Annotated in this window: 19 protein-coding genes; all 19 read left to right on the top strand. The window is 60.8% G+C overall.

What is annotated here, in order from left to right; genetic code table 11:
- Positions 1 to 148: 148 nt before the first annotated feature.
- The 19 genes from plsX to nagZ all read left to right on the top strand — a co-directional run bounded on the left by plsX (position 149) and on the right by nagZ (position 18,388).
- On the top strand, positions 149 to 1,189 hold the full coding sequence (plsX, locus tag QMY55_RS05330) for a phosphate acyltransferase PlsX (RefSeq protein WP_283487636.1): 1,041 nt from the start codon (positions 149 to 151) through the stop codon (positions 1,187 to 1,189).
- Between the two features lie 8 nt (positions 1,190 to 1,197).
- On the top strand, positions 1,198 to 2,178 hold the full coding sequence (locus QMY55_RS05335; protein ID WP_283487637.1) for a beta-ketoacyl-ACP synthase III: 981 nt from the start codon (positions 1,198 to 1,200) through the stop codon (positions 2,176 to 2,178).
- 51 nt (positions 2,179 to 2,229) lie between these two features.
- On the top strand, positions 2,230 to 3,174 hold the full coding sequence (gene fabD, locus QMY55_RS05340; RefSeq protein ID WP_283487639.1) for an ACP S-malonyltransferase: 945 nt from the start codon (positions 2,230 to 2,232) through the stop codon (positions 3,172 to 3,174).
- Positions 3,171 to 3,914, top strand: a complete 744-nt coding sequence (fabG, locus tag QMY55_RS05345; RefSeq protein ID WP_283487640.1) for a 3-oxoacyl-ACP reductase FabG — start codon at positions 3,171 to 3,173, stop codon at positions 3,912 to 3,914. The genes fabD and fabG overlap by 4 nt, the downstream gene beginning before the upstream one ends.
- 158 nt (positions 3,915 to 4,072) lie before the next feature.
- Complete coding sequence (gene acpP, locus QMY55_RS05350) at positions 4,073 to 4,312, top strand: acyl carrier protein (protein ID WP_003058049.1); 240 nt, start codon at positions 4,073 to 4,075, stop codon at positions 4,310 to 4,312.
- A 36-nt stretch (positions 4,313 to 4,348) separates the two neighbouring features.
- Positions 4,349 to 5,596: a beta-ketoacyl-ACP synthase II gene (gene fabF, locus QMY55_RS05355; protein WP_283487642.1), complete on the top strand. Its 1,248-nt coding sequence runs from the start codon at positions 4,349 to 4,351 to the stop codon at positions 5,594 to 5,596.
- A 122-nt stretch (positions 5,597 to 5,718) separates the two neighbouring features.
- Positions 5,719 to 6,201, top strand: coding sequence for a hypothetical protein (locus tag QMY55_RS05360; protein ID WP_283487643.1), 483 nt, complete (start codon positions 5,719 to 5,721; stop codon positions 6,199 to 6,201).
- Positions 6,202 to 6,240: 39 nt separating this feature from the next.
- On the top strand, positions 6,241 to 6,870 hold the full coding sequence (gene rpoE / locus QMY55_RS05365) for an RNA polymerase sigma factor RpoE (protein ID WP_283487644.1): 630 nt from the start codon (positions 6,241 to 6,243) through the stop codon (positions 6,868 to 6,870).
- Positions 6,871 to 6,896: 26 nt separating this feature from the next.
- Positions 6,897 to 7,694: a sigma-E factor negative regulatory protein gene (locus QMY55_RS05370; RefSeq protein WP_283487645.1), complete on the top strand. Its 798-nt coding sequence runs from the start codon at positions 6,897 to 6,899 to the stop codon at positions 7,692 to 7,694.
- Positions 7,695 to 7,972: 278 nt separating this feature from the next.
- Positions 7,973 to 9,469: a DegQ family serine endoprotease gene (locus tag QMY55_RS05375; RefSeq protein ID WP_283487646.1), complete on the top strand. Its 1,497-nt coding sequence runs from the start codon at positions 7,973 to 7,975 to the stop codon at positions 9,467 to 9,469.
- Between the two features lie 427 nt (positions 9,470 to 9,896).
- Positions 9,897 to 11,705: a translation elongation factor 4 gene (gene lepA / locus QMY55_RS05380; RefSeq protein WP_283487647.1), complete on the top strand. Its 1,809-nt coding sequence runs from the start codon at positions 9,897 to 9,899 to the stop codon at positions 11,703 to 11,705.
- Positions 11,705 to 12,682: a signal peptidase I gene (gene lepB, locus QMY55_RS05385; RefSeq protein WP_283487648.1), complete on the top strand. Its 978-nt coding sequence runs from the start codon at positions 11,705 to 11,707 to the stop codon at positions 12,680 to 12,682. Before lepA ends, lepB begins: the two co-directional genes overlap by 1 nt.
- A gap of 132 nt (positions 12,683 to 12,814) precedes the next feature.
- Positions 12,815 to 13,165, top strand: a complete 351-nt coding sequence (locus QMY55_RS05390; RefSeq protein WP_283487649.1) for a DUF4845 domain-containing protein — start codon at positions 12,815 to 12,817, stop codon at positions 13,163 to 13,165.
- A gap of 9 nt (positions 13,166 to 13,174) precedes the next feature.
- Complete coding sequence (gene rnc / locus QMY55_RS05395; RefSeq protein WP_283487650.1) at positions 13,175 to 13,858, top strand: ribonuclease III; 684 nt, start codon at positions 13,175 to 13,177, stop codon at positions 13,856 to 13,858.
- The gene (gene era, locus QMY55_RS05400; RefSeq protein ID WP_283487651.1) at positions 13,855 to 14,958 is read left to right on the top strand and encodes a GTPase Era; all 1,104 of its coding nucleotides are present in this window, start codon (positions 13,855 to 13,857) and stop codon (positions 14,956 to 14,958) included. The genes rnc and era overlap by 4 nt, the downstream gene beginning before the upstream one ends.
- 268 nt (positions 14,959 to 15,226) lie before the next feature.
- Positions 15,227 to 16,006 carry a DNA repair protein RecO gene (gene recO, locus QMY55_RS05405; RefSeq protein ID WP_283487652.1) on the top strand — a complete coding sequence of 260 codons (780 nt, stop codon included), beginning with the start codon at positions 15,227 to 15,229 and terminating at the stop codon, positions 16,004 to 16,006.
- On the top strand, positions 16,003 to 16,770 hold the full coding sequence (locus tag QMY55_RS05410) for a pyridoxine 5'-phosphate synthase (RefSeq protein WP_283487653.1): 768 nt from the start codon (positions 16,003 to 16,005) through the stop codon (positions 16,768 to 16,770). Before recO ends, QMY55_RS05410 begins: the two co-directional genes overlap by 4 nt.
- A 70-nt stretch (positions 16,771 to 16,840) precedes the next feature.
- Positions 16,841 to 17,236, top strand: a complete 396-nt coding sequence (acpS, locus tag QMY55_RS05415) for a holo-ACP synthase (RefSeq protein WP_283487654.1) — start codon at positions 16,841 to 16,843, stop codon at positions 17,234 to 17,236.
- Positions 17,237 to 17,296: 60 nt separating this feature from the next.
- Positions 17,297 to 18,388 carry a beta-N-acetylhexosaminidase gene (gene nagZ / locus QMY55_RS05420; RefSeq protein ID WP_283487655.1) on the top strand — a complete coding sequence of 364 codons (1,092 nt, stop codon included), beginning with the start codon at positions 17,297 to 17,299 and terminating at the stop codon, positions 18,386 to 18,388.
- Positions 18,389 to 18,476 lie beyond the last annotated feature (88 nt).

Here is an 18,476-nt window from a genome sequence, read left to right on the forward strand (position 1 = left end):
TTTTTGTAGCGCGGGCTTTTGTGTTTTCTTGGGGGAGATATTTGCAAAATCAGTGCAGGATTGCGCTGACTTTGCTGATAGCTCCCGTTTGTGGTCGCTAGACCGTTCAACCTTTTTATCCAAGCCCGAATGGACTTGACAGTCGCCCATGATTACTTTGGCTGTTGACTGCATGGGGGGCGACCATGGCCCCCGCGTCACGCTGGCCGCGTGCCGTCAGTTTCTGAACTCTCATCCTGATGCCCATCTGCTGCTGGTCGGCAAAGCCGAGGAATTGGAAAATTTCAAGCACGAACGTGTGACCATCGTGCCTGCTAGCGAAGTGGTGGGCATGGATGATCCCGTGGAAGTGGCGCTGCGCAAGAAAAAGGACTCGTCCATGCGCGTGGCCGTGCAGCAGGTCAAGGATGGTGCGGCCCAGGCCGCGGTCTCTGCGGGCAATACCGGTGCTCTGATGGCGATTTCGCGCTATCTGCTCAAGACGCTGGATGGCATTGACCGTCCCGCGATTGCTTTTGGCTTGCCCAATGCCAAGGGCAGCGACACCACCATGCTGGACCTGGGTGCCAATGTGGACTGCACAGCCGAGCATCTGCTGCAGTTCGCGGTCATGGGCTCGGCCCTGGTTTCGGCGCTCAAGAATACCGAAGCGCCCAGCGTGGGCCTGCTCAATATCGGCGAGGAGCTGATCAAGGGCAGCGAGGTCATCAAGCGTGCGGGCGAGCTGCTGCGCGCCGCTGGCGAGGCCGGCAACCTCAACTTCTACGGCAATGTCGAGGGCAACGACACCTTCAAGGGCGTGGTGGACATCGTGGTCTGTGACGGTTTTGTCGGCAATGTGGCGCTCAAGACGACCGAAGGTGTGGCGTCGATGATTGCGGGTATTCTCAAGGAAGAATTCAAGCGCAATATCTTCACCAAAATTGCGGCCATCATTGCTTATCCGGTGCTAACTGCACTGATGAAGCGCGTGGATCATCGCCGCTACAACGGCGCGGCGCTGCTGGGCCTGCGTGGTCTGGTGTTCAAAAGCCACGGCTCGGCTGATGCAATGGCTTTCGAGCATGCGCTCAACCGCGCGTATGATGCGGCACGCAACAACCTGCTTGACCGTGTTCGCAGCCGTATTGCCGCCGCCGCACCTTTGTTGCTGGCAGCGCAGACGGAACAAGGAACTTCGGCGCCCTGATAGAAGACATGAGACGCTACGCACGCATCACTGGTACCGGCAGCTACCTGCCTCCCCGCCGCCTGACCAACAACGATCTGGCTGCAGAACTGGCCCAACGCGGCATCGAGACCTCGGACGAGTGGATCGTCGAGCGCACCGGTATCCGCGCTCGCCACTTTGCCGCCCCTGATGTCACCAGCAGCGATCTGGCACTAGAGGCTTCCAGAAAGGCCATCGAGGCTGCGGGCATCAGCGCGCAGGACATCGACCTGATCATCGTGGCGACCTCCACGCCAGATATGGTCTTCCCCTCGACGGCGGCGATTCTGCAGCACAAGCTGGGCATTACCAATGGTTGCCCGGCCTTTGACGTGCAGGCGGTGTGCAGCGGTTTCGTCTATGCAATGACGGTGGCGGACTCCATGATCCAGACCGGCGCGGCCAGGCGTGTGCTGGTCGTGGGCTCGGAAGTCTTCAGTCGCATCCTCGATTTCAATGACCGGACAACCTGCGTGCTGTTCGGTGACGGGGCTGGTGCCGTGGTTTTGGAAGCCTCGGATGAACCAGGCATTCTTTCCACCGAACTGCACGCCGATGGCAGCCATGTGGGCATTCTTTGCGTGCCAGGCAATGTCTCCGGTGGCAATGTGCTGGGCGACCCTCTGCTTAAGATGGATGGTCAGGCCGTGTTCAAGCTGGCTGTAAGCGTGCTGGACAAGGCTGCACGTGCCGCGCTGGAAAAAGCGGGGCTTACCGATGCCGACATCGACTGGCTGATTCCACATCAGGCCAATATCCGCATCATGCAGAGCACGGCGCGCAAGCTCAAGCTGTCCATGGATAAGGTAGTCGTGACTGTCGATCAGCATGGCAACACTTCGGCGGCTTCGATCCCTCTGGCGCTGGACCATGGCGTGCGCTCGGGCCAGGTCAAGCCCGGCCAGACCGTGCTGCTCGAAGGCGTGGGCGGTGGTTTCACCTGGGGTGCGGTGCTCCTTAAGATGTAGCATAAAGCGCTTGGCATGCAAGCGTTTTAAGTACTTTTTATACTAAGAAATATGAAAAAGTTCGCATTTGTATTTCCCGGCCAGGGTTCGCAATCCGTGGGCATGCTGGACGGCTGGGGAGATCACCCCGTGGTCGCACAAACCGTGGCAGAAGCTTCGGATGCTCTGGGTGAAGATGTGGGCCTGCTGATCAAGCAAGGCCCCAAGGAAGCTTTGGCGCTGACTACCAACACCCAGCCCGTGATGCTGGTGGCCGGTGTCGCTGCCTGGCGTGTCTGGCAGGCCGAAGGTGGTGCGCTGCCTGATGCGGTGGCCGGTCACTCCCTGGGTGAATACTCGGCATTGGTGGCTTCCGGCGTGCTGACGCTGGCCCAGGCCGCGCCTTTGGTGCGTCTGCGTGCTGCCGCCATGCAGGATGCCGTACCCGTGGGTACGGGCGGCATGGCTGCCGTGCTGGCGCTCGATGCGGACAAGGTCAAGGCGGTCTGCGCCGAAGTGACGGCCCAACTGGGCGGTGCCGAAGTGGTGGAAGCGGTGAACTTCAACGATCCCGGCCAGACCGTGATCGCCGGCAGCAAGCTGGCCGTGGAAAAGGCCTGCGAAGCCGTGAAGGCTGCGGGCGCCAAGCGTGCCCTGCCTCTGCCTGTGTCCGCGCCTTTCCACTCCAGTCTGATGAAGCCTGCTGCTGAAAAGCTCAAGATTGCCCTGGCCGAGCTGACGCTGGCTGCACCTCAGATTTCCGTCATCAACAATATCGACGTCACCGTCCAAACGGACGCTGATGCAATTCGCGATGCCCTGTATCGTCAGGCCTTCGGTCCTGTGCGTTGGGTGGAATGCGTGCAGGCCATTAAGGCTCGCGGTGTGACCCATATTGTTGAATGCGGCCCCGGCAAGGTGCTGGCTGGCATGGTCAAGCGCATTGACGCCGACCTGACGGGTGCCCCTCTGTTTGATACAGCCACTTTGGCTGACGTGAAAGAATTGCTCGCATGACTGATAACCAGACCAAGCCTCAAGTTGCCCTGGTGACCGGCGCCACCCGTGGCATCGGTGCCGCCATCGCGCAGGAGCTGGCCTCCAAGGGCTATCAAGTGATCGGTACGGCCACATCGGATGCCGGTGCCGAGAAGATCACCCAGGCGCTGTCCGCCTTCGGCGGTCGTGGCGTGAACCTGAATGTGACTGACGGTGCGGCCGTCGATGCCCTGATCGACTCCATCGTCAAGAACGACGGCGGTCTGCATGTGCTGGTCAATAACGCCGGCATCACCCGCGACACCCTGGCCATGCGCATGAAGGACGAGGATTGGGATGCCGTGACGGACACCAATCTGAAGGCGGTTTTCCGAGTCAGCCGTGCGGCTATTCGCCCCATGATGAAGCAGCGTTTCGGCCGCATCATCAGCATTACCAGCGTGGTCGGCGCCTCCGGCAATGCCGGCCAGGCCAACTATGCAGCCGCCAAGGCCGGTGTGGCCGGCATGACCCGTGCTCTGGCCAAGGAGCTGGGCAGCCGTGGCATCACCGTGAACTGTGTGGCCCCGGGCTTTATCGCCACCGATATGACGGCCGATCTGCCGGAAGCGCAGAAGGCTGCTCTGAAGGCGCAGATTGCCATGGGCGATCTGGGCCAGCCCAGCGACATCGCGCATGCCGTTGCCTATTTGGCATCCACAGGTGCAGGCTATGTGACGGGCCAGGAGCTACACGTCAACGGTGGCATGTACATGTAAAAATTCGGCAGTTTGTGCGGCGTTTGTCGCACTTGCTGCCAGAAGCTGAACACTTTTGCAAGTTCAGTGGCCGATTCCTCGCGACGGCCTGCCGAAAAAGGTCTTGGGCCTGAAACGGCTAGAATCGCGGGTTCATTCACAACCCCCTGAGGGAAACCATGAGCGATATCGAAGCACGTGTCAAAAAAATCATTGCTGAACAACTCGGCGTTGAAGAGTCCCAAGTGACCAACGAAAAGGCCTTCGTGGCCGACCTGGGCGCTGACTCCCTGGACACAGTGGAACTGGTGATGGCCCTGGAAGATGAATTCGGCATCGAGATCCCTGACGAAGACGCAGAGAAGATCACGACGGTGCAAAACGCCATCGACTACGCCAATACCCACCAAAAGGCCTAAGGTCTTTTTTCAGCGATCAGTTAAAGGTTTGAACGCATGAGCCGTCGTCGCGTTGTCGTGACCGGCCTGGGTTGCATTTCCCCCGTGGGTAACACGGTTGGAGACGCCTGGGCCAATCTTTTGGCCGGCCAGTCCGGCATTGACCTCATCACCAAGTTCGATGCGTCGAGCTTCTCTTGCAAGATTGCAGGTGAGGTCAAGGGATTTGATGTGGAGAAATACATGAGCGCCAAGGATGCGCGCTCCATGGATACCTTCATTCATTACGGCATCGCGGCTGCGGAGCAAGCCGTTCTGGACGCAGGCCTGCCCACAGGCGAAGCCCTGTCCGAAGACCTGGCCACACGCATCGCCTGCGTGATCGGCTCGGGTATCGGCGGCCTGCCGCTGATCGAGAATACCCACGCAGAACTGGCTGCCCGCGGTCCTCGCCGCATCACGCCGTTCTTCGTGCCTGCTTCCATCATCAATATGGTGGCAGGGCATGTGTCCATGCGATTTGGCTTCAAGGGGCCGAATCTGTCGATCGTGACAGCCTGTACCACAGGCCTGCACTGCATCGGCGAAGCCGGACGCATGATCGAATACGGCGATGCCGACATCGTCGTGGCCGGTGGCACGGAAGCCACTGTTTCGCCTCTGGGTGTGGGCGGCTTTGCTGCCATGCGTGCGCTTTCCACGCGCAACGACGACCCCAAGGCAGCTTCGCGCCCCTGGGACAAGGACCGTGACGGTTTTGTGCTGGGCGAAGGCGCCGGTGTGCTGGTGCTCGAAGAGTACGAACACGCCAAGGCCCGTGGCGCCAAGATTTACGCGGAGCTGGCAGGCTTTGGCATGAGTGCCGACGCCGGTCACATGACGGCTCCCAATATGGACGGCCCGCGCCGCGCCATGCTCAATGCTCTGCGCAACGCCGGTGTGAACCAGGATCAGGTCAATTACCTGAATGCACACGGCACTTCCACGCCCCTGGGCGATGCCAACGAGTCCAACGCCATCAAGGCGGCCATGGGCGAGCACGCGAAGAAGGGTCTGGTGGTCAGCTCGACCAAGTCCATGACGGGTCACCTGCTGGGTGGCGCTGGTGGTATCGAGAGCGTGTTCACCGTGATGGCTTTGTACGATCAGAAGATCCCGCCCACCATCAACCTGGACAACCAGGATCCCGAGTGCGATCTGGATTACTGCGCCAATGTGGCGCGTGATGCCAAGCTTGACGTTGCGGTGAAGAACAACTTCGGCTTTGGCGGTACCAACGGTACGCTGGTCTTCAAGCGCGTCTAAGCCCCGGTTTCGACCTTTCCAGGTCAAGACAAAAGCCCGCACAGGCATGGCCTTGCGGGCTTTGCTGTTTCTGCGGTGCTTTCCCTAGGTGGTAGTGACCGGGCTTTTTGCACACTGCAGCCATGAGCACCCGCTACCACGCCCCTGCAGTGAGTTATGGCTTTGAGCGGCCGGGCCTGGCTGCTGCGGCGTTGGCATTGTCATGGCTGCTGCTTGCCACGGTTTTGCTGGCCTGGTGCCATATGGCTCAGTGGCATGGTGTGCAACTGTTGACGGCTTTTGCGGTGTCGATGCTGGCTGCAGGGCTGTTGTTCGGGCAATGGCGAGACTGGCCGCGCGGCCGGCTGCGATGGGATGGAGAGCAGTGGCGGGTCGATCTGGCGGATCAGGTCGGCAAGCAGGGGCGGTTCGTGCAACTGAAAGTGGGTTTGGATGGCGGTAACTGGCTGTGGTTGAGTGCCGCAAGTCTTTCGCCTTCTCAGTCTTTGCCCTTTAAGCGCAAGGTGCTATGGATTTTGCTGCGACGGCAACACAGCCCTGTCCAGTGGGGCGACTTGCGGCGTGCGGTATATTCTTCGGTCGTGCTGCTGGCAGAGCAGGGCTAGAGTCCGCGCCGGTTATGGCAGCACGCCGCTTGGCTATTCATGACACCTCCCGATTTCCCCACTCCATCCGCTGACAGCGATCTGGCATTGGTCGAGCGCGCCAATGCGGGCGACACCCGGGCCTTTGAGCTGCTGGTCATCAAATACCAGCGCCGTATCGAGAGGCTGGTGGGCCGCATGGTGCGCGATGTGGATATCGTGCAGGACATTGCGCAGGAAACCTTCATCCGCGCCTACAAGGCGCTGCACCAGTTTCGGGGCGAGGCGCAGTTCTACACCTGGCTGTACCGCATTGCCGTCAACACGGCCAAGAAGACGCTGATGGAAATGCACCGCTCTCCGGTCGTGACCGAGAGTGCGTTACACACTGGGGGTGACGAGGATGAAACTTCTTCTCTCGGACGAGAACTAACTACCCAGGAAACCCCGGAAACAGTATTGGCAGCTCAGGAAATTGCCGAAGCCGTCAACGCTGCGATGGAGGCTCTGCCCGAGGATTTGCGCCAGGCGGTCACGCTGCGCGAGATCGAGGGCCTGAGCTATGAGGAAATTGCCCAGGCCATGGACTGTCCCATTGGCACGGTGCGATCACGCATCTTTCGGGCGCGTGAGGCAATTTCGGCAAGGGTCAAGCCCTTGCTGGAGCGCCAGACTGGCAAGCGTTGGTAGTACAGCAGGACGAGCAGGTGAACTTCATGAATGACGATCTGATCAAGCGCGAGCAGCTTTCGGCTCTGGTGGATGGCGAAGCCGCCTCGCAGCACATGCAGGCCGTGCTTTCTTATGCGGAAAGTGACGATGGTCAGCAATCCTGGCGCATGTACCACCTGATTGGCGACGTGCTGCGTTCGCCCGAGTTGGCGCATCACAGCTGCCACGACATTCTGAGCGGTGTGCGTGCCCATATGGCGCGCGAGCCCCTGTGCGGTATCGATCTGGGTATCCAGCCAGAGTCTGCCCATAGCCTGCTGACTGGCGAGCTTGAGCAAATTGCGCCAGCAGACATGGGCAAGAAGCAAGGCGGTAGCGCGACTGTGGTGTCCATGCCCGCACGGCAGGCGGCCAATGCATCGGTGTTCCGCTGGAAGATGGCCGCCGGCTTTGCCTCGGTGGCTGCGGTTGCGGCCGTGGGTTGGGGCGTGATGCTGGCGGGTGGCGGTTTGGGCGGCCGCCAGGGCACGCAGCTGGCTGCGGTCACGCCTGATGCGGTGGTCGTGGCTTCGGCCCCGGCCAGTGCTGCAGCACCTCTGTCGGTCAATACACTGGCCGGCATTCAGGCTGCCGAGCAGGAATCGGGCATTCCTCTGGGGGCACAAGCCCAGTCTTCTTCCGTGGTGGCGGTTGCCGGCCCCAATGGCCAGACCGTGATGCTGCGTGATCCCCGTCTGGATGAGTTGCTGGCAGCCCACCCGCAATACAGCAGTGCCCCGAATCTGCAAATGCCGGCCAGTTTTTTGCGCAATGCAAGCTTTGGCTCGGCCACTCGCCATTGATGCCGGATATAGAGGTGCCGATAAGGTTTCAGGTCTTTTGGCGCTCTAACGCTTATCCTGTCTGTGCAGGAAGCTATTGATTTTGAAATTCTGGTCCTCAGTTGCTATAACAGCCGTGACTGCTGGGCAGCAGATTTCGGCTGAAAGCTGTCTTTGCCCCTACCGGCGCCTTCATGGCTTTGCCAGAATGGGGCGCTAAGCCTGTGAACTCACGATCAGACTGTCCCGTTGGACAATGACCCGGTCTCTTCAGACATATTGAACAAGGAACGATAACGATGCGCACACCTGCCTGGAGGATGCTCAAGTCCCAAGTCTCCGCCACCGCCTTGGCTTCTGCCATGGTCGTGGCCGCTCTGGCGGGTGGCGCTATGCTGCCGGTCACTGCGGCACATGCGCAGAGCGCCGCCGCCGCGCGTGGTTTGCCAGACTTCACGGACCTGGTCGATCAGGTCGGGCCCTCGGTGGTGAATATTCGCACGCTGGAGAAAGTGTCCAACAACGCCGGTGATGCCCTGGGCATGGATGAGGACATGCTGGAGTTCTTCCGTCGCTTTGGCCTCCCCGTGCCCAATGTGCCGCGCCAGCGTGCGCCCAAGGGCGGGCAGTCCGAGGAAGAGCAGCCACGCGGCGTGGGCTCGGGCTTCATCCTCACGGCCGACGGCTATGTGATGACCAATGCTCATGTGGTCGATGGTGCCGATGAAGTCATAGTCACGCTGACCGACAAGCGCGAGTTCAAGGCCAAGATCGTAGGGGCCGACAAGCGCACCGATGTGGCCGTGGTCAAGATCGACGCCAAGAACCTGCCTGCCGTGAAGATCGGCGATGTGAGCAAGCTGCGCGTAGGTGAATGGGTGATGGCCATTGGTTCGCCCTTCGGGCTGGAGAACTCGGTCACGGCCGGCATTGTCTCGGCCAAGCAGCGCGATACCGGCGACTACCTGCCCTTCATCCAGACCGATGTGGCCATCAATCCCGGCAATTCGGGTGGCCCGCTGATCAATATGCGTGGCGAAGTGGTGGGCATCAACAGCCAGATCTACTCGCGCTCGGGCGGCTTCATGGGCATCAGCTTTGCGATTCCCGTGGATGAGGCGATTCGCGTCAGCGATCAGCTGCGTGCCAGCGGCAAGGTCACGCGCGGACGCATCGGTGTGCAGATTGGTCCCGTGACCAAGGAAGTGGCCGAGTCCATAGGCCTGGGCAAACCTGAGGGCGCTCTGGTATCGGCCGTCGAGCCGGATTCTCCTGCAGCCAAGGCAGGGGTGGAAGCCGGTGACGTGATCACCAAGTTCGAAGGCAAGGCCATCGAGAAGGTCTCCGATCTGCCGCGCATGGTGGGCAATACCAAGCCCGGCACCAAGAGCACGATCACGGTGCTGCGCCGTGGCAAGCTCAAGGATCTGAGCTTGGTGATTGCCGAAGTGCCCAGCGACGAGGCGGTCAAAACCAAGGCGGGCGCTGACAGCAGCAAGCCATCTCAGGGCGCGTTGGAGAACAAGTCCCTGGGCTTGAAGCTGGGTGAGCTGACCGCCGCGCAGAAGAAGGAGCTGGCCGTCAAGGGCGGTGTACGCGTCATGGCGGCCGTGGATGCCGCAGCCCGCGCCGGCCTGCGCGAAGGCGATGTCATCCTGCAACTGGCCAATGCGGAGGTCACGGACCTCAAGAGCTTTGAAGCGGCCTGGGCCAAGGCTGACAAGTCCAAGCCCGTTAACGTGCTGGTGCGCCGTGGCGACTGGGCGCAGTACGTGCTGATTCGCCCGTCCAAGTAAGCGCGATGAAACCAACAGGTCTGGCATTCATTTCATGATCTGGAATGAGGTGCAAGACCTGTCCCCTCAGTGACCCTATGCCATTGGGTAGAATCCAACGCAAATGCATGGTGGTTGGACGCAAAAAAATCAGCACTTACGGGCGGTTTTCAAGCGGTGCAAAAGCCTTTGCAATCCCCGGCCGCTGATGGGTAAAAGGCATCTTCTGGTTTGTGAATAAGTTGTTGATAAATGAAGTCGAAAATCACAAACCGGAACTTGTCAAGCCTTGCTGGGTCTTTGTTTGAGGCCAGTTTTGCCTACAATGAAGTCCCAACTATCGCAGTTGCCAAAGATTGTTGGTTAAGGGCGCGCCGCTGAGGGTCGCGCCCTTTTTTCTTGTCTCTGCAGACCACTGTTTTTCAATTCCAAGCTGTCTTTCTCGTTGATGAACCACATCCGTAATTTTTCCATCATTGCGCACATTGACCATGGCAAGTCCACGCTGGCGGACCGTCTGATCCAGCGCTGCGGCGGCCTTGCTGCGCGTGACATGGAGGCGCAAGTGCTTGACTCGATGGACATCGAGAAAGAGCGCGGCATCACCATCAAGGCCCAGACTGCGGCCTTGCAATACAAGGCTCAGGACGGCAAGGTCTACAACCTAAACCTGATCGACACCCCAGGCCACGTGGACTTTTCCTATGAAGTCTCACGCTCGCTGTCGGCCTGCGAAGGCGGCTTGCTGGTGGTCGATGCCTCCCAGGGCGTGGAAGCCCAGACCGTGGCCAACTGCTACACCGCGCTGGATCTGGGCGTGGAAGTGTTTGCCGTGCTCAACAAGATGGACCTGCCCCAGGCCGATCCCGACAATGCCAAGGCCGAGATCGAGGACGTGATCGGCATCGACGCCAGCGACGCCATCCCCTGCTCGGCCAAGACCGGCATGGGCATTGACGAGATCCTGGAAGCGATCGTGGCCAAGGTGCCTGCTCCCAAGGGCAACCCCGACGGTCCTCTGCGCGCCATGATCGTGGACAGCTGGTTCGACCCTTATGTGGGTGTCGTGATGCTGGTGCGCGTGGTCGATGGCGAACTCAAGAAGAACGAACGCTTCAAGATGATGGCGACCAATGCCGCCTATGAAGCCAACAGCGTCGGTGTGTTCACCCCTGCCAACGAAGCGCGCGATTCGCTCAAGGCCGGTGAGGTGGGCTACATCATTGCCGGCATCAAGGAGCTCAAGGCCGCCAAGGTGGGCGACACCATCACGCTGGAAAAAAAGCTGCCCAATAATCAGGGCCCTGCCAGCGAGCCGCTGCCTGGCTTCAAGGAAGTCAAGCCTCAGGTGTTTGCGGGCCTGTACCCGACCGAAGCCTCCGAATACGACCAGCTGCGTGATGCGCTGGAAAAACTGCAGCTCAATGACGCCGCCCTGCAGTTCGAGCCCGAAGTCTCGCAGGCGCTGGGCTTTGGCTTCCGTTGCGGCTTCCTGGGCCTGCTGCACATGGAGATCGTGCAGGAGCGCCTGGAGCGCGAATTCGACCAGGACCTGATCACCACCGCTCCCAGCGTGGTCTACGAAGTGGTCAAGGCCGATGGCGAAGTCATCCAGGTGGAGAACCCTTCCAAGATGCCCGATCAGGGCCGCATGGAGGAAATCCGCGAGCCCATCGTCACCGTGCATCTGTACATGCCGCAAGACTATGTGGGTCCGGTGATGACGCTGGCCAACCAGAAGCGCGGTATCCAGAAGAACATGGCTTATCACGGCCGACAGGTCATGCTGACCTATGAGATGCCGCTGGGCGAAATCGTGCTGGACTTCTTCGACAAGCTCAAGTCGGTCTCGCGCGGATATGCCTCCATGGACTACGAGTTCCTCGAGTACCGTGCCTCCGACGTGGTCAAGGTGGACATTCTGCTCAACGGCGACAAGGTCGATGCGCTGTCCATCATCGTGCACCGCTCGCAAGCCACCTATCGCGGCCGTGCCGTGGTGGCCAAGATGCGCGAGATCATCAGCCGTCAGATGTTCGATGTGGCCATTCAGGCCGCCATCGGTGCCAACATCATTGCACGTGAAACCGTCAAGGCCATGCGCAAGAACGTGCTGGCCAAGTGCTATGGCGGCGACGTCAGCCGCAAGCGCAAGCTGCTTGAGAAACAGAAGGCCGGCAAGAAGCGCATGAAGCAGATCGGCTCGGTGGAAGTGCCGCAGGAAGCCTTCCTGGCGATTCTGCAAGTGGAGGAATAATGCAAGTCATGCAGTGGATCACAGCCGTCATCCTGGCGGCCTTTGTCGGCTATATCGCAGCCTGGTACACCGGCTCCATCGAAGGCAACTTTGCCCTGCTGCTGTTTCTGGCGACCGTGGTGACCGGCATCTACTGGCTGGCAGAGCGCTTTTACTTCCTGCCCCAGCGCCGCGCTGCGGCAGCAGCGGTGGAGCAGGCCGCCGTGGAGCGCCGTGCCGAGCTCGATCGCATGGGCATCGCCAAGACGGATATCGAAGTCTCGGAAGAGGCCAAGGGCCGCATCCTCATGCAGCCCTGGTGGCTGGACTGGACCGCGGGTCTGTTCCCGGTGATCGCCATCGTGTTCGTGCTGCGCTCGTTTCTGTTCGAGCCCTTCAAGATTCCCTCGGGCTCCATGATCCCGACGTTGATGGTGGGCGACCTGATCCTCGTGAACAAGTTCACCTACGGCATCCGTCTGCCCGTGATCAACAAGAAGATCACCGAAGGCAACAAGCCTCAGCGTGGCGATGTGATGGTGTTCCGCTACCCGCCCCAGCCCACGCTGGACTACATCAAGCGTGTGGTCGGTGTACCCGGTGACGAGGTGGCCTACATCAACAAGCGCCTGACCATCAACGGCAAGGAGCTGCCCACACGCGAGCTGCCAGACTTTCTGGATCGCGACGTGATGCGCTACTTCAAGCAGTTCGAGGAAACACTGGGCGATGTGCCGCACCGCACCATCGTCAACAACGATGTGCCGGCCTTCATCCAGGGCGCCAGCAACTTCGAGTTCAAGGAAAACTGCCGCTACAGCGTCGAAGGCGTGACCTGCAAGGTTCCCGAGGGCTACTACTTCATGATGGGCGACAACCGCGACAACTCGCTGGACTCGCGCTACTGGGGCTTTGTGCCCGACAAGAACATCGTGGGCAAGGCCTTCTTTGTCTGGATGAACTTTGGTGACCTGAGCCGCATCGGCCGTTTCCAATAATTCACGGCCACGACTTACGCAAATCAGGCTCAGGCAAGCACTGTCTTGGTTGCGTAAGTCCCAATAGCATTCGTTTCGTCAGTTTTCAGGAATGCGCGGGCAGGGACATGTCCGCCTAGGGAGGGAAAAAGCATGAAGCATCTCGCATCGCGTAGCCGCCAGCGCGGCCTGTCCTTTATCGGTCTGGTGTTTCTGGTGGCCATTCTGGTCGCTGTGGTGGGGATTGGCGCACAATCGGTGCCTGTCCTGCTGGAGTACCAGGCCATCACCAAGGCTGCCAACAAGGCCGCCGCTGAGGGCAACACCGTCGCCGAAGTCAAGGCCAGCTTTGACCGATCGGCCGCCATTGACGACATCAAGTCCATCACTGGCAACGACCTGCAGGTGAGCAAAGTCAATGACAAAGTCGTTGCGGGCTTTGAGTATTCCCGCGACATTCATCTGGTAGGTCCGGCCTACCTTGTTTACCGTTTCAAGAAATAGACCTTTCAGGTGGAACCTGCTCTAGTCGCACTGCAGCAAAGGCTGCAACACCAATTCGCCAACCCGACTTTGCTGCAGCGTGCCATCACGCACCGCAGTTTTTCGGCCGACAACAACGAACGCCTGGAGTTCCTGGGCGATTCGGTGCTGAGTCTGGCCATCTCCAGCTTGCTCTATGCCAAGCTGGCCTCCATGCCCGAAGGCGATCTCTCGCGCGTTCGGGCCAACCTCGTCAAGGAAGGCACGCTGCACAAGATTGCATTGCAGCTGCAGCTGCCCGAGCTGCTGCGCCTGGGCGAGGGGGAATCCAAGTCCGGCGGCAAGCAGCGTCCCTCCATCCTCGCGGATGCCGTGGAAGCGCTGATTGGCGCCGTCTATCTGGACGCAGGCTTTGCTGCGGGTGAGAAAGTCGTACACCACCTCTTCGAGGGCGTGGACATCAACCCCCATATGCGTGCTGCGGACAAAGACCCAAAAACCGCACTGCAGGAATTGTTGCAAGGCAAGCGCATGAAGCTGCCGCAATACGATGTGGTGGAAATTACCGGCGCCGCGCACAAGCAGACCTTCAAGGTTCAGTGCACGGTGGCTGAATGGAATATCAGCGCCCAGGGGCAGGGAGCCTCCCGCCGCATGGGCGAGCAGGCAGCCGCTACTGCCGTGCTGGAAATATTGAAAGCCAGAAAACCATGACCGATGCTGCTAAGAAAAAAATAGCAGGCACCGCAGGTGCAGCAACCGCCAAGGGCCAAAAAGGCCCCAAGGCTGTGACTACCGATATCAGCGACCCCAGCCTGGACTACATCAGTGCCATGCTGGCGGCAGCCAAGCCCGGCAGCGCGCCTACGGCCATCCGTGACGAAGAGGAGGCCGAGCCTGCCCGCGTCTACGCGCCAGAAGAGCAGCGCTGCGGCCTGATCGCCATCGTGGGCAAGCCCAATGTGGGCAAGTCCACGCTGATGAATGCACTGGTGGGCCAGAAGATCTCCATCACCTCGCGCAAGGCCCAGACCACGCGCCACCGCATCACGGGCATCCGTACCAAGGATGAAACCCAGTTCGTCTTCGTGGACACGCCCGGTTTCCAGACCAAGCATTCCACGGCCCTGAACAAGTCGCTGAACAAGACCGTGATGGGCGCGATCGGCGACGTGGACCTGATCCTGTTCGTGGTCGAAGCGGGCAGCTTCACCCTGGCCGACGCCAAGGTGCTGAGCCTGTTCAAGCCCGGCATCCCCACGCTGCTGATCGCCAACAAGCTCGATACCGTGGGCCGCCGCGCCGAGATCGCGCCCTGGTTGCGCGACATGCAGGAGCGCCATCCTTTTGCCGAGTTCGTGCCCATGTCGGCCAAGAACAAAAAGGATATCGAGCGCATGTTCGGCATCTGCTCCAAGTATCTGCCCCAGCAGCCCTGGTTCTATGGCCAGGACGAGCTGACCGACCGCAGCGAGAAGTTCCTCGCGGCCGAAACCGTGCGCGAAAAGCTGTTCCGCTTCACGGGCGACGAGCTGCCTTACACCTCCACGGTGGTCATCGACAAGTTCGAGGAAGAACCCAGCCCCAAGTTCGGCCGCTTCATGCGCATTGCCGCGACCATCGTGGTCGAGCGCGATGGTCACAAGGCCATGGTGATCGGCCAGGGCGGCGAGCGCCTCAAGCGCATTTCCACCGAAGCCCGCCAGGAGCTGGAAAAGATTCTGGACGCCAAGGTCTTCCTGGAGATCTGGGTCAAGGTCAAGTCGGGCTGGGCCGACGACGAAGCCCGGGTCAAATCCTTCGGCTACGAATAAGTGACCCCCACGCTCGCTCACTGCGTGTGCTTGCTGCCCCCCGAGGGGGCCCTGACCCGGCTTAGGCCGGGTTTTGCCTTGGGGCGGCCCGGCAAGAAAAGGTGCCCCCACGCTTCCTCACTGCGTGTGGTCGCTGCCCCCCGGGGGGGACTGACCTGGCTTGCGCCGTGCTTTGCCTTGGGGCGGCCCGGCGGCAAAACCGCCTTCCTCTCGGTTCCGTTGGGGTTTCGGGCGCAGCCATGCGCCGCTGCCAAAGCTGGAGTGCCTCATGGCTAGCGCCAAACGCGTCAGCGACGAACCCGCATATATCCTCCACCAGTACGACTGGAGCGAATCCAGCCTGATTCTGGAGGTGTTCACGCGCCACCGCGGGCGTGTGGCTCTGGCGGCCAAGGGGGTCAAGCGCCATACCTCCAACTTTCGTCCCGTGCTGCTGCCGCTGCAGCCGCTCAAGCTCAATTACACGCTGGGGGCCGAAGGCAACGCCGAGATCCACACGCTCAAGGGCGCGGAATGGGTGGGCGGCCATGTCATGCCCCAGGGCGATGCGTTGTGGTCGGGCATGTATCTGAACGAGCTGCTGCTGCGCTTGCTGGCGCGCGACGACCCTTATGCGGCGCTGTTCGATATCTATGCCGGTGTGGTGCGCGTGCTGGCAGGTCAGCATGGCGGCACGACCGAGGCCATCGAGCCCGTGCTGCGCGCCTTCGAGCTGGTGCTGCTGCGTGAACTCGGCCATCTACCCGATCTGGCCCAGGAAAGCACCACGCTCAGCGAGGTTCAAACTTCTTTGCGCTACACGCTGGTAGCCGATGGCGGGCTGCGCCAGGCGTCCAGCCACGAGCGTGCGGCATTGACGGGCCGACAGTGGCAAAGCATAGAGCGGGCGCTGCAGGCCGAGCAGCCTTTTCCCCGCACCCTCCATGCCCTGGCCGAGCCCGAGGTGGCCCAGGCATTGAAGCCGCAATTGCGCCATCTTCTGCAATACCATTGCGGCTCAACCATGCTGCGCACCCGCCAGCTGATGATGGATCTGCAATCGCTATGAAACCTTCCGCTTCCCCGCGCACCGCGCTTTCGGTCAATGTCAACAAGGTGGCGCTGCTGCGCAATACCCGTCATCTGGGCATTCCGTCCGTGACCCGTGCAGCGCAGATCTGCCTGGAAGCAGGCGCGCAGGGCATCACCATTCATCCGCGTCCCGATGAACGCCATATCCGCGCTCAGGATGTGTTCGAGCTGCATGCACTGATGAAGAACTGGCCCGATGCCGAGTTCAATATCGAGGGCAACCCCACGCAGAACCTGATGGACTTCATCCGCCAGACGCGCCCTCACCAGGCCACGTTTGTGCCCGACAGCGAAGACCAGTTCACCAGCGACCATGGCTGGACCTTTCCGCAGGATGCCGAGCGCCTCAAGCCGCTGATCGACGAATGCAAGGCCCTGGGCGTGCGCGTGAGCCTGTTCATGGACCCCATCTCCGAGCAGATGGCCGCAGCCAAGGCTGTGGGGGCCGACCGCGTGGAGCTCTACACCGAGCCTTTTGCCGCCAACTGGGGCCGGGCCGGCCAGGAGCAACAGCTGCAGACCTATGCCAAGGCTGCGCAAGCCGCGCTGGATGCGGGTCTGGGCATCAACGCCGGCCACGACCTGAACCGCGACAACCTCGCGGCCTTTGTGGCCCGTGTGCCCGGCCTGGCCGAAGTCTCCATTGGTCACGCCCTGATCGCCGATGCGCTGGAGCTGGGCTATGCCGAGACCGTCAAGGCCTATCAGGCCTGCATTGATGCGGGCATGGCGGCCAAGTAATCCTGAAAACATAGCTGCTTGCGCTTGACTGCCAAGCGCTAGAGCCCGATTTGGCTGAAAGGAGTCCCGCATGATCTACGGCATAGGCACCGATATCTGCGATGTGCGCCGCATTCGCGTCAGCCTGGAAAAGCATGGCGAACGCTTTGCGCTCAAGGTGCTGGCCGAGGGTGAAATCGCCACCTGGAAGGCCCGCAGCGCCCGCTGGCCCGAGCGCGGCATCCGCTATCTGGCCACGCGTTTTTCCGCCAAGGAAGCGTTCAGCAAGGCGGTCGGCATGGGCATGCGCATGCCCATGACCTGGCGCCATTGCGAAGTCATCAAGCTGCCCAGCGGCCAGCCTGCGATTCGCCTGCACGGCGAACTCAAGCAATGGTTCGAGCAGAACAATCTGACGGCGCATTTGTCCGTCACGGACGAATCCGATTACGCAGCCAGCTTCTGCGTCGTGGAACGAAAAGAGTGAAATTGGTCTGTAGCGCTTGATGGATAAGCGCGAGTAGCTATCAAATCTGAATCAAACCTCATGAGCATGCACGCCCCTCTCATCATTGATATTGCAGGCACATCGCTGACCGATGTGGATCGAGAACGCCTGGCCCATCCGCTGGTGGGCGGCATCATCCTGTTCAAGCGCAACTGGGAAGACCGGGCCACGCTGGTGCAGCTGTGCGCTGACATCAAGGCCGTCAAGCCCGATCTGCTGATCTGCGTGGACCACGAAGGCGGCCGCGTGCAGCGTTTCCGTACCGACGGCTTCACGCATATTCCGCCCATGCGCGCCTTTGGCGAGATGTGGATGGACGACGGCAAAGGTAAAAAATACCGCGAAGGCAGCGGCGCCATGCGTGCCATGAATGCGGCCACAGCCGCTGGCTATGTGCTGGGCACGGAGTTACGCGCCTGCGGCGTGGACTTCAGCTTCACGCCGGTGCTGGACCTCGACTATGGCGAATCCTCGGTCATCGGCGACCGCAGCTTTGGTCGCGACCCGCGCGTGGTGGCTGCCCTGGCCAAGAGCCTGATGCACGGCCTGCTGCAGGCGGGCATGGGCAACTGCGGCAAGCATTTCCCCGGCCATGGTTTTGTGAAGGCAGATTCGCATGTCGATATCCCCGTGGACAAGCGCAGCCTGTCGGCCATCCTCGATGAAGATGCTGCGCCGTATCCCTGGCTGAGTAGCGTGCTCACGGCGGTGATGCCTGCCCATGTGATCTATCCCAAGGTGGACCAGCGTCCCGCAGGTTTCAGCGAAAAGTGGCTCAAGGACATTCTGCGCAGCCGTCTGCGCTATGACGGAGCCATCTTCAGCGACGACCTCAGCATGGAAGGCGCGCGCCGCATCAATGGCGAGCTCATCAGCTACACCGAAGCGGCCCTGTCGGCGCTGCAGGCGGGTTGCGATATGGTGCTGCTGTGCAACCAGAGCCTGGGCTTTGGCGAGCATGTGGACCAGCTGCTCGATGGCATGGATGCCGCGCTGCGCGACGGCCGCTGGGTGCCTGACGAGGATAGCGAATCGCGCCGTGTTTCCCTGTTGCCCGACACCGAACCCCAGGTCTGGGATGAGCTGATGCGCCAGCCGGCTTATTTGCAAGCGCTGGATCTGCTGCCTTGAGCACAGGTGTAGCTGCGCGGTTCACACAAGAGGCCTGAGGGCCTCTTTTTTTGTGCCCATCCTTCTCAAATACCCAATTTCAGGGAGT

Origin of the sequence: Comamonas resistens (assembly GCF_030064165.1) — a bacterium.
Taxonomy (GTDB): Bacteria; Pseudomonadota; Gammaproteobacteria; order Burkholderiales; family Burkholderiaceae_C; genus Comamonas; species Comamonas resistens.

Bases quoted from the DNA above. Each gene is read 5' to 3' on its own strand.
- QMY55_RS05375 (WP_283487646.1), top strand. From the start codon at position 7,973: ATGCGCACACCTGCCTGGAGGATGCTCAAGTCCCAAGTCTCCGCCACC.
- fabG (WP_283487640.1), top strand. From the start codon at position 3,171: ATGACTGATAACCAGACCAAGCCTCAAGTTGCCCTGGTGACCGGCGCC.
- QMY55_RS05410 (WP_283487653.1), top strand. From the start codon at position 16,003: ATGAAACCTTCCGCTTCCCCGCGCACCGCGCTTTCGGTCAATGTCAAC.
- recO (WP_283487652.1), top strand. From the start codon at position 15,227: ATGGCTAGCGCCAAACGCGTCAGCGACGAACCCGCATATATCCTCCAC.
- era (WP_283487651.1), top strand. From the start codon at position 13,855: ATGACCGATGCTGCTAAGAAAAAAATAGCAGGCACCGCAGGTGCAGCA.
- lepB (WP_283487648.1), top strand. From the start codon at position 11,705: ATGCAAGTCATGCAGTGGATCACAGCCGTCATCCTGGCGGCCTTTGTC.
- plsX (WP_283487636.1), top strand. From the start codon at position 149: ATGATTACTTTGGCTGTTGACTGCATGGGGGGCGACCATGGCCCCCGC.
- acpP (WP_003058049.1), top strand. From the start codon at position 4,073: ATGAGCGATATCGAAGCACGTGTCAAAAAAATCATTGCTGAACAACTC.
- QMY55_RS05370 (WP_283487645.1), top strand. From the start codon at position 6,897: ATGAATGACGATCTGATCAAGCGCGAGCAGCTTTCGGCTCTGGTGGAT.
- lepA (WP_283487647.1), top strand. From the start codon at position 9,897: ATGAACCACATCCGTAATTTTTCCATCATTGCGCACATTGACCATGGC.
- QMY55_RS05360 (WP_283487643.1), top strand. From the start codon at position 5,719: ATGAGCACCCGCTACCACGCCCCTGCAGTGAGTTATGGCTTTGAGCGG.
- rpoE (WP_283487644.1), top strand. From the start codon at position 6,241: ATGACACCTCCCGATTTCCCCACTCCATCCGCTGACAGCGATCTGGCA.
- QMY55_RS05390 (WP_283487649.1), top strand. From the start codon at position 12,815: ATGAAGCATCTCGCATCGCGTAGCCGCCAGCGCGGCCTGTCCTTTATC.
- fabD (WP_283487639.1), top strand. From the start codon at position 2,230: ATGAAAAAGTTCGCATTTGTATTTCCCGGCCAGGGTTCGCAATCCGTG.
- fabF (WP_283487642.1), top strand. From the start codon at position 4,349: ATGAGCCGTCGTCGCGTTGTCGTGACCGGCCTGGGTTGCATTTCCCCC.
- nagZ (WP_283487655.1), top strand. From the start codon at position 17,297: ATGAGCATGCACGCCCCTCTCATCATTGATATTGCAGGCACATCGCTG.
- acpS (WP_283487654.1), top strand. From the start codon at position 16,841: ATGATCTACGGCATAGGCACCGATATCTGCGATGTGCGCCGCATTCGC.
- QMY55_RS05335 (WP_283487637.1), top strand. From the start codon at position 1,198: ATGAGACGCTACGCACGCATCACTGGTACCGGCAGCTACCTGCCTCCC.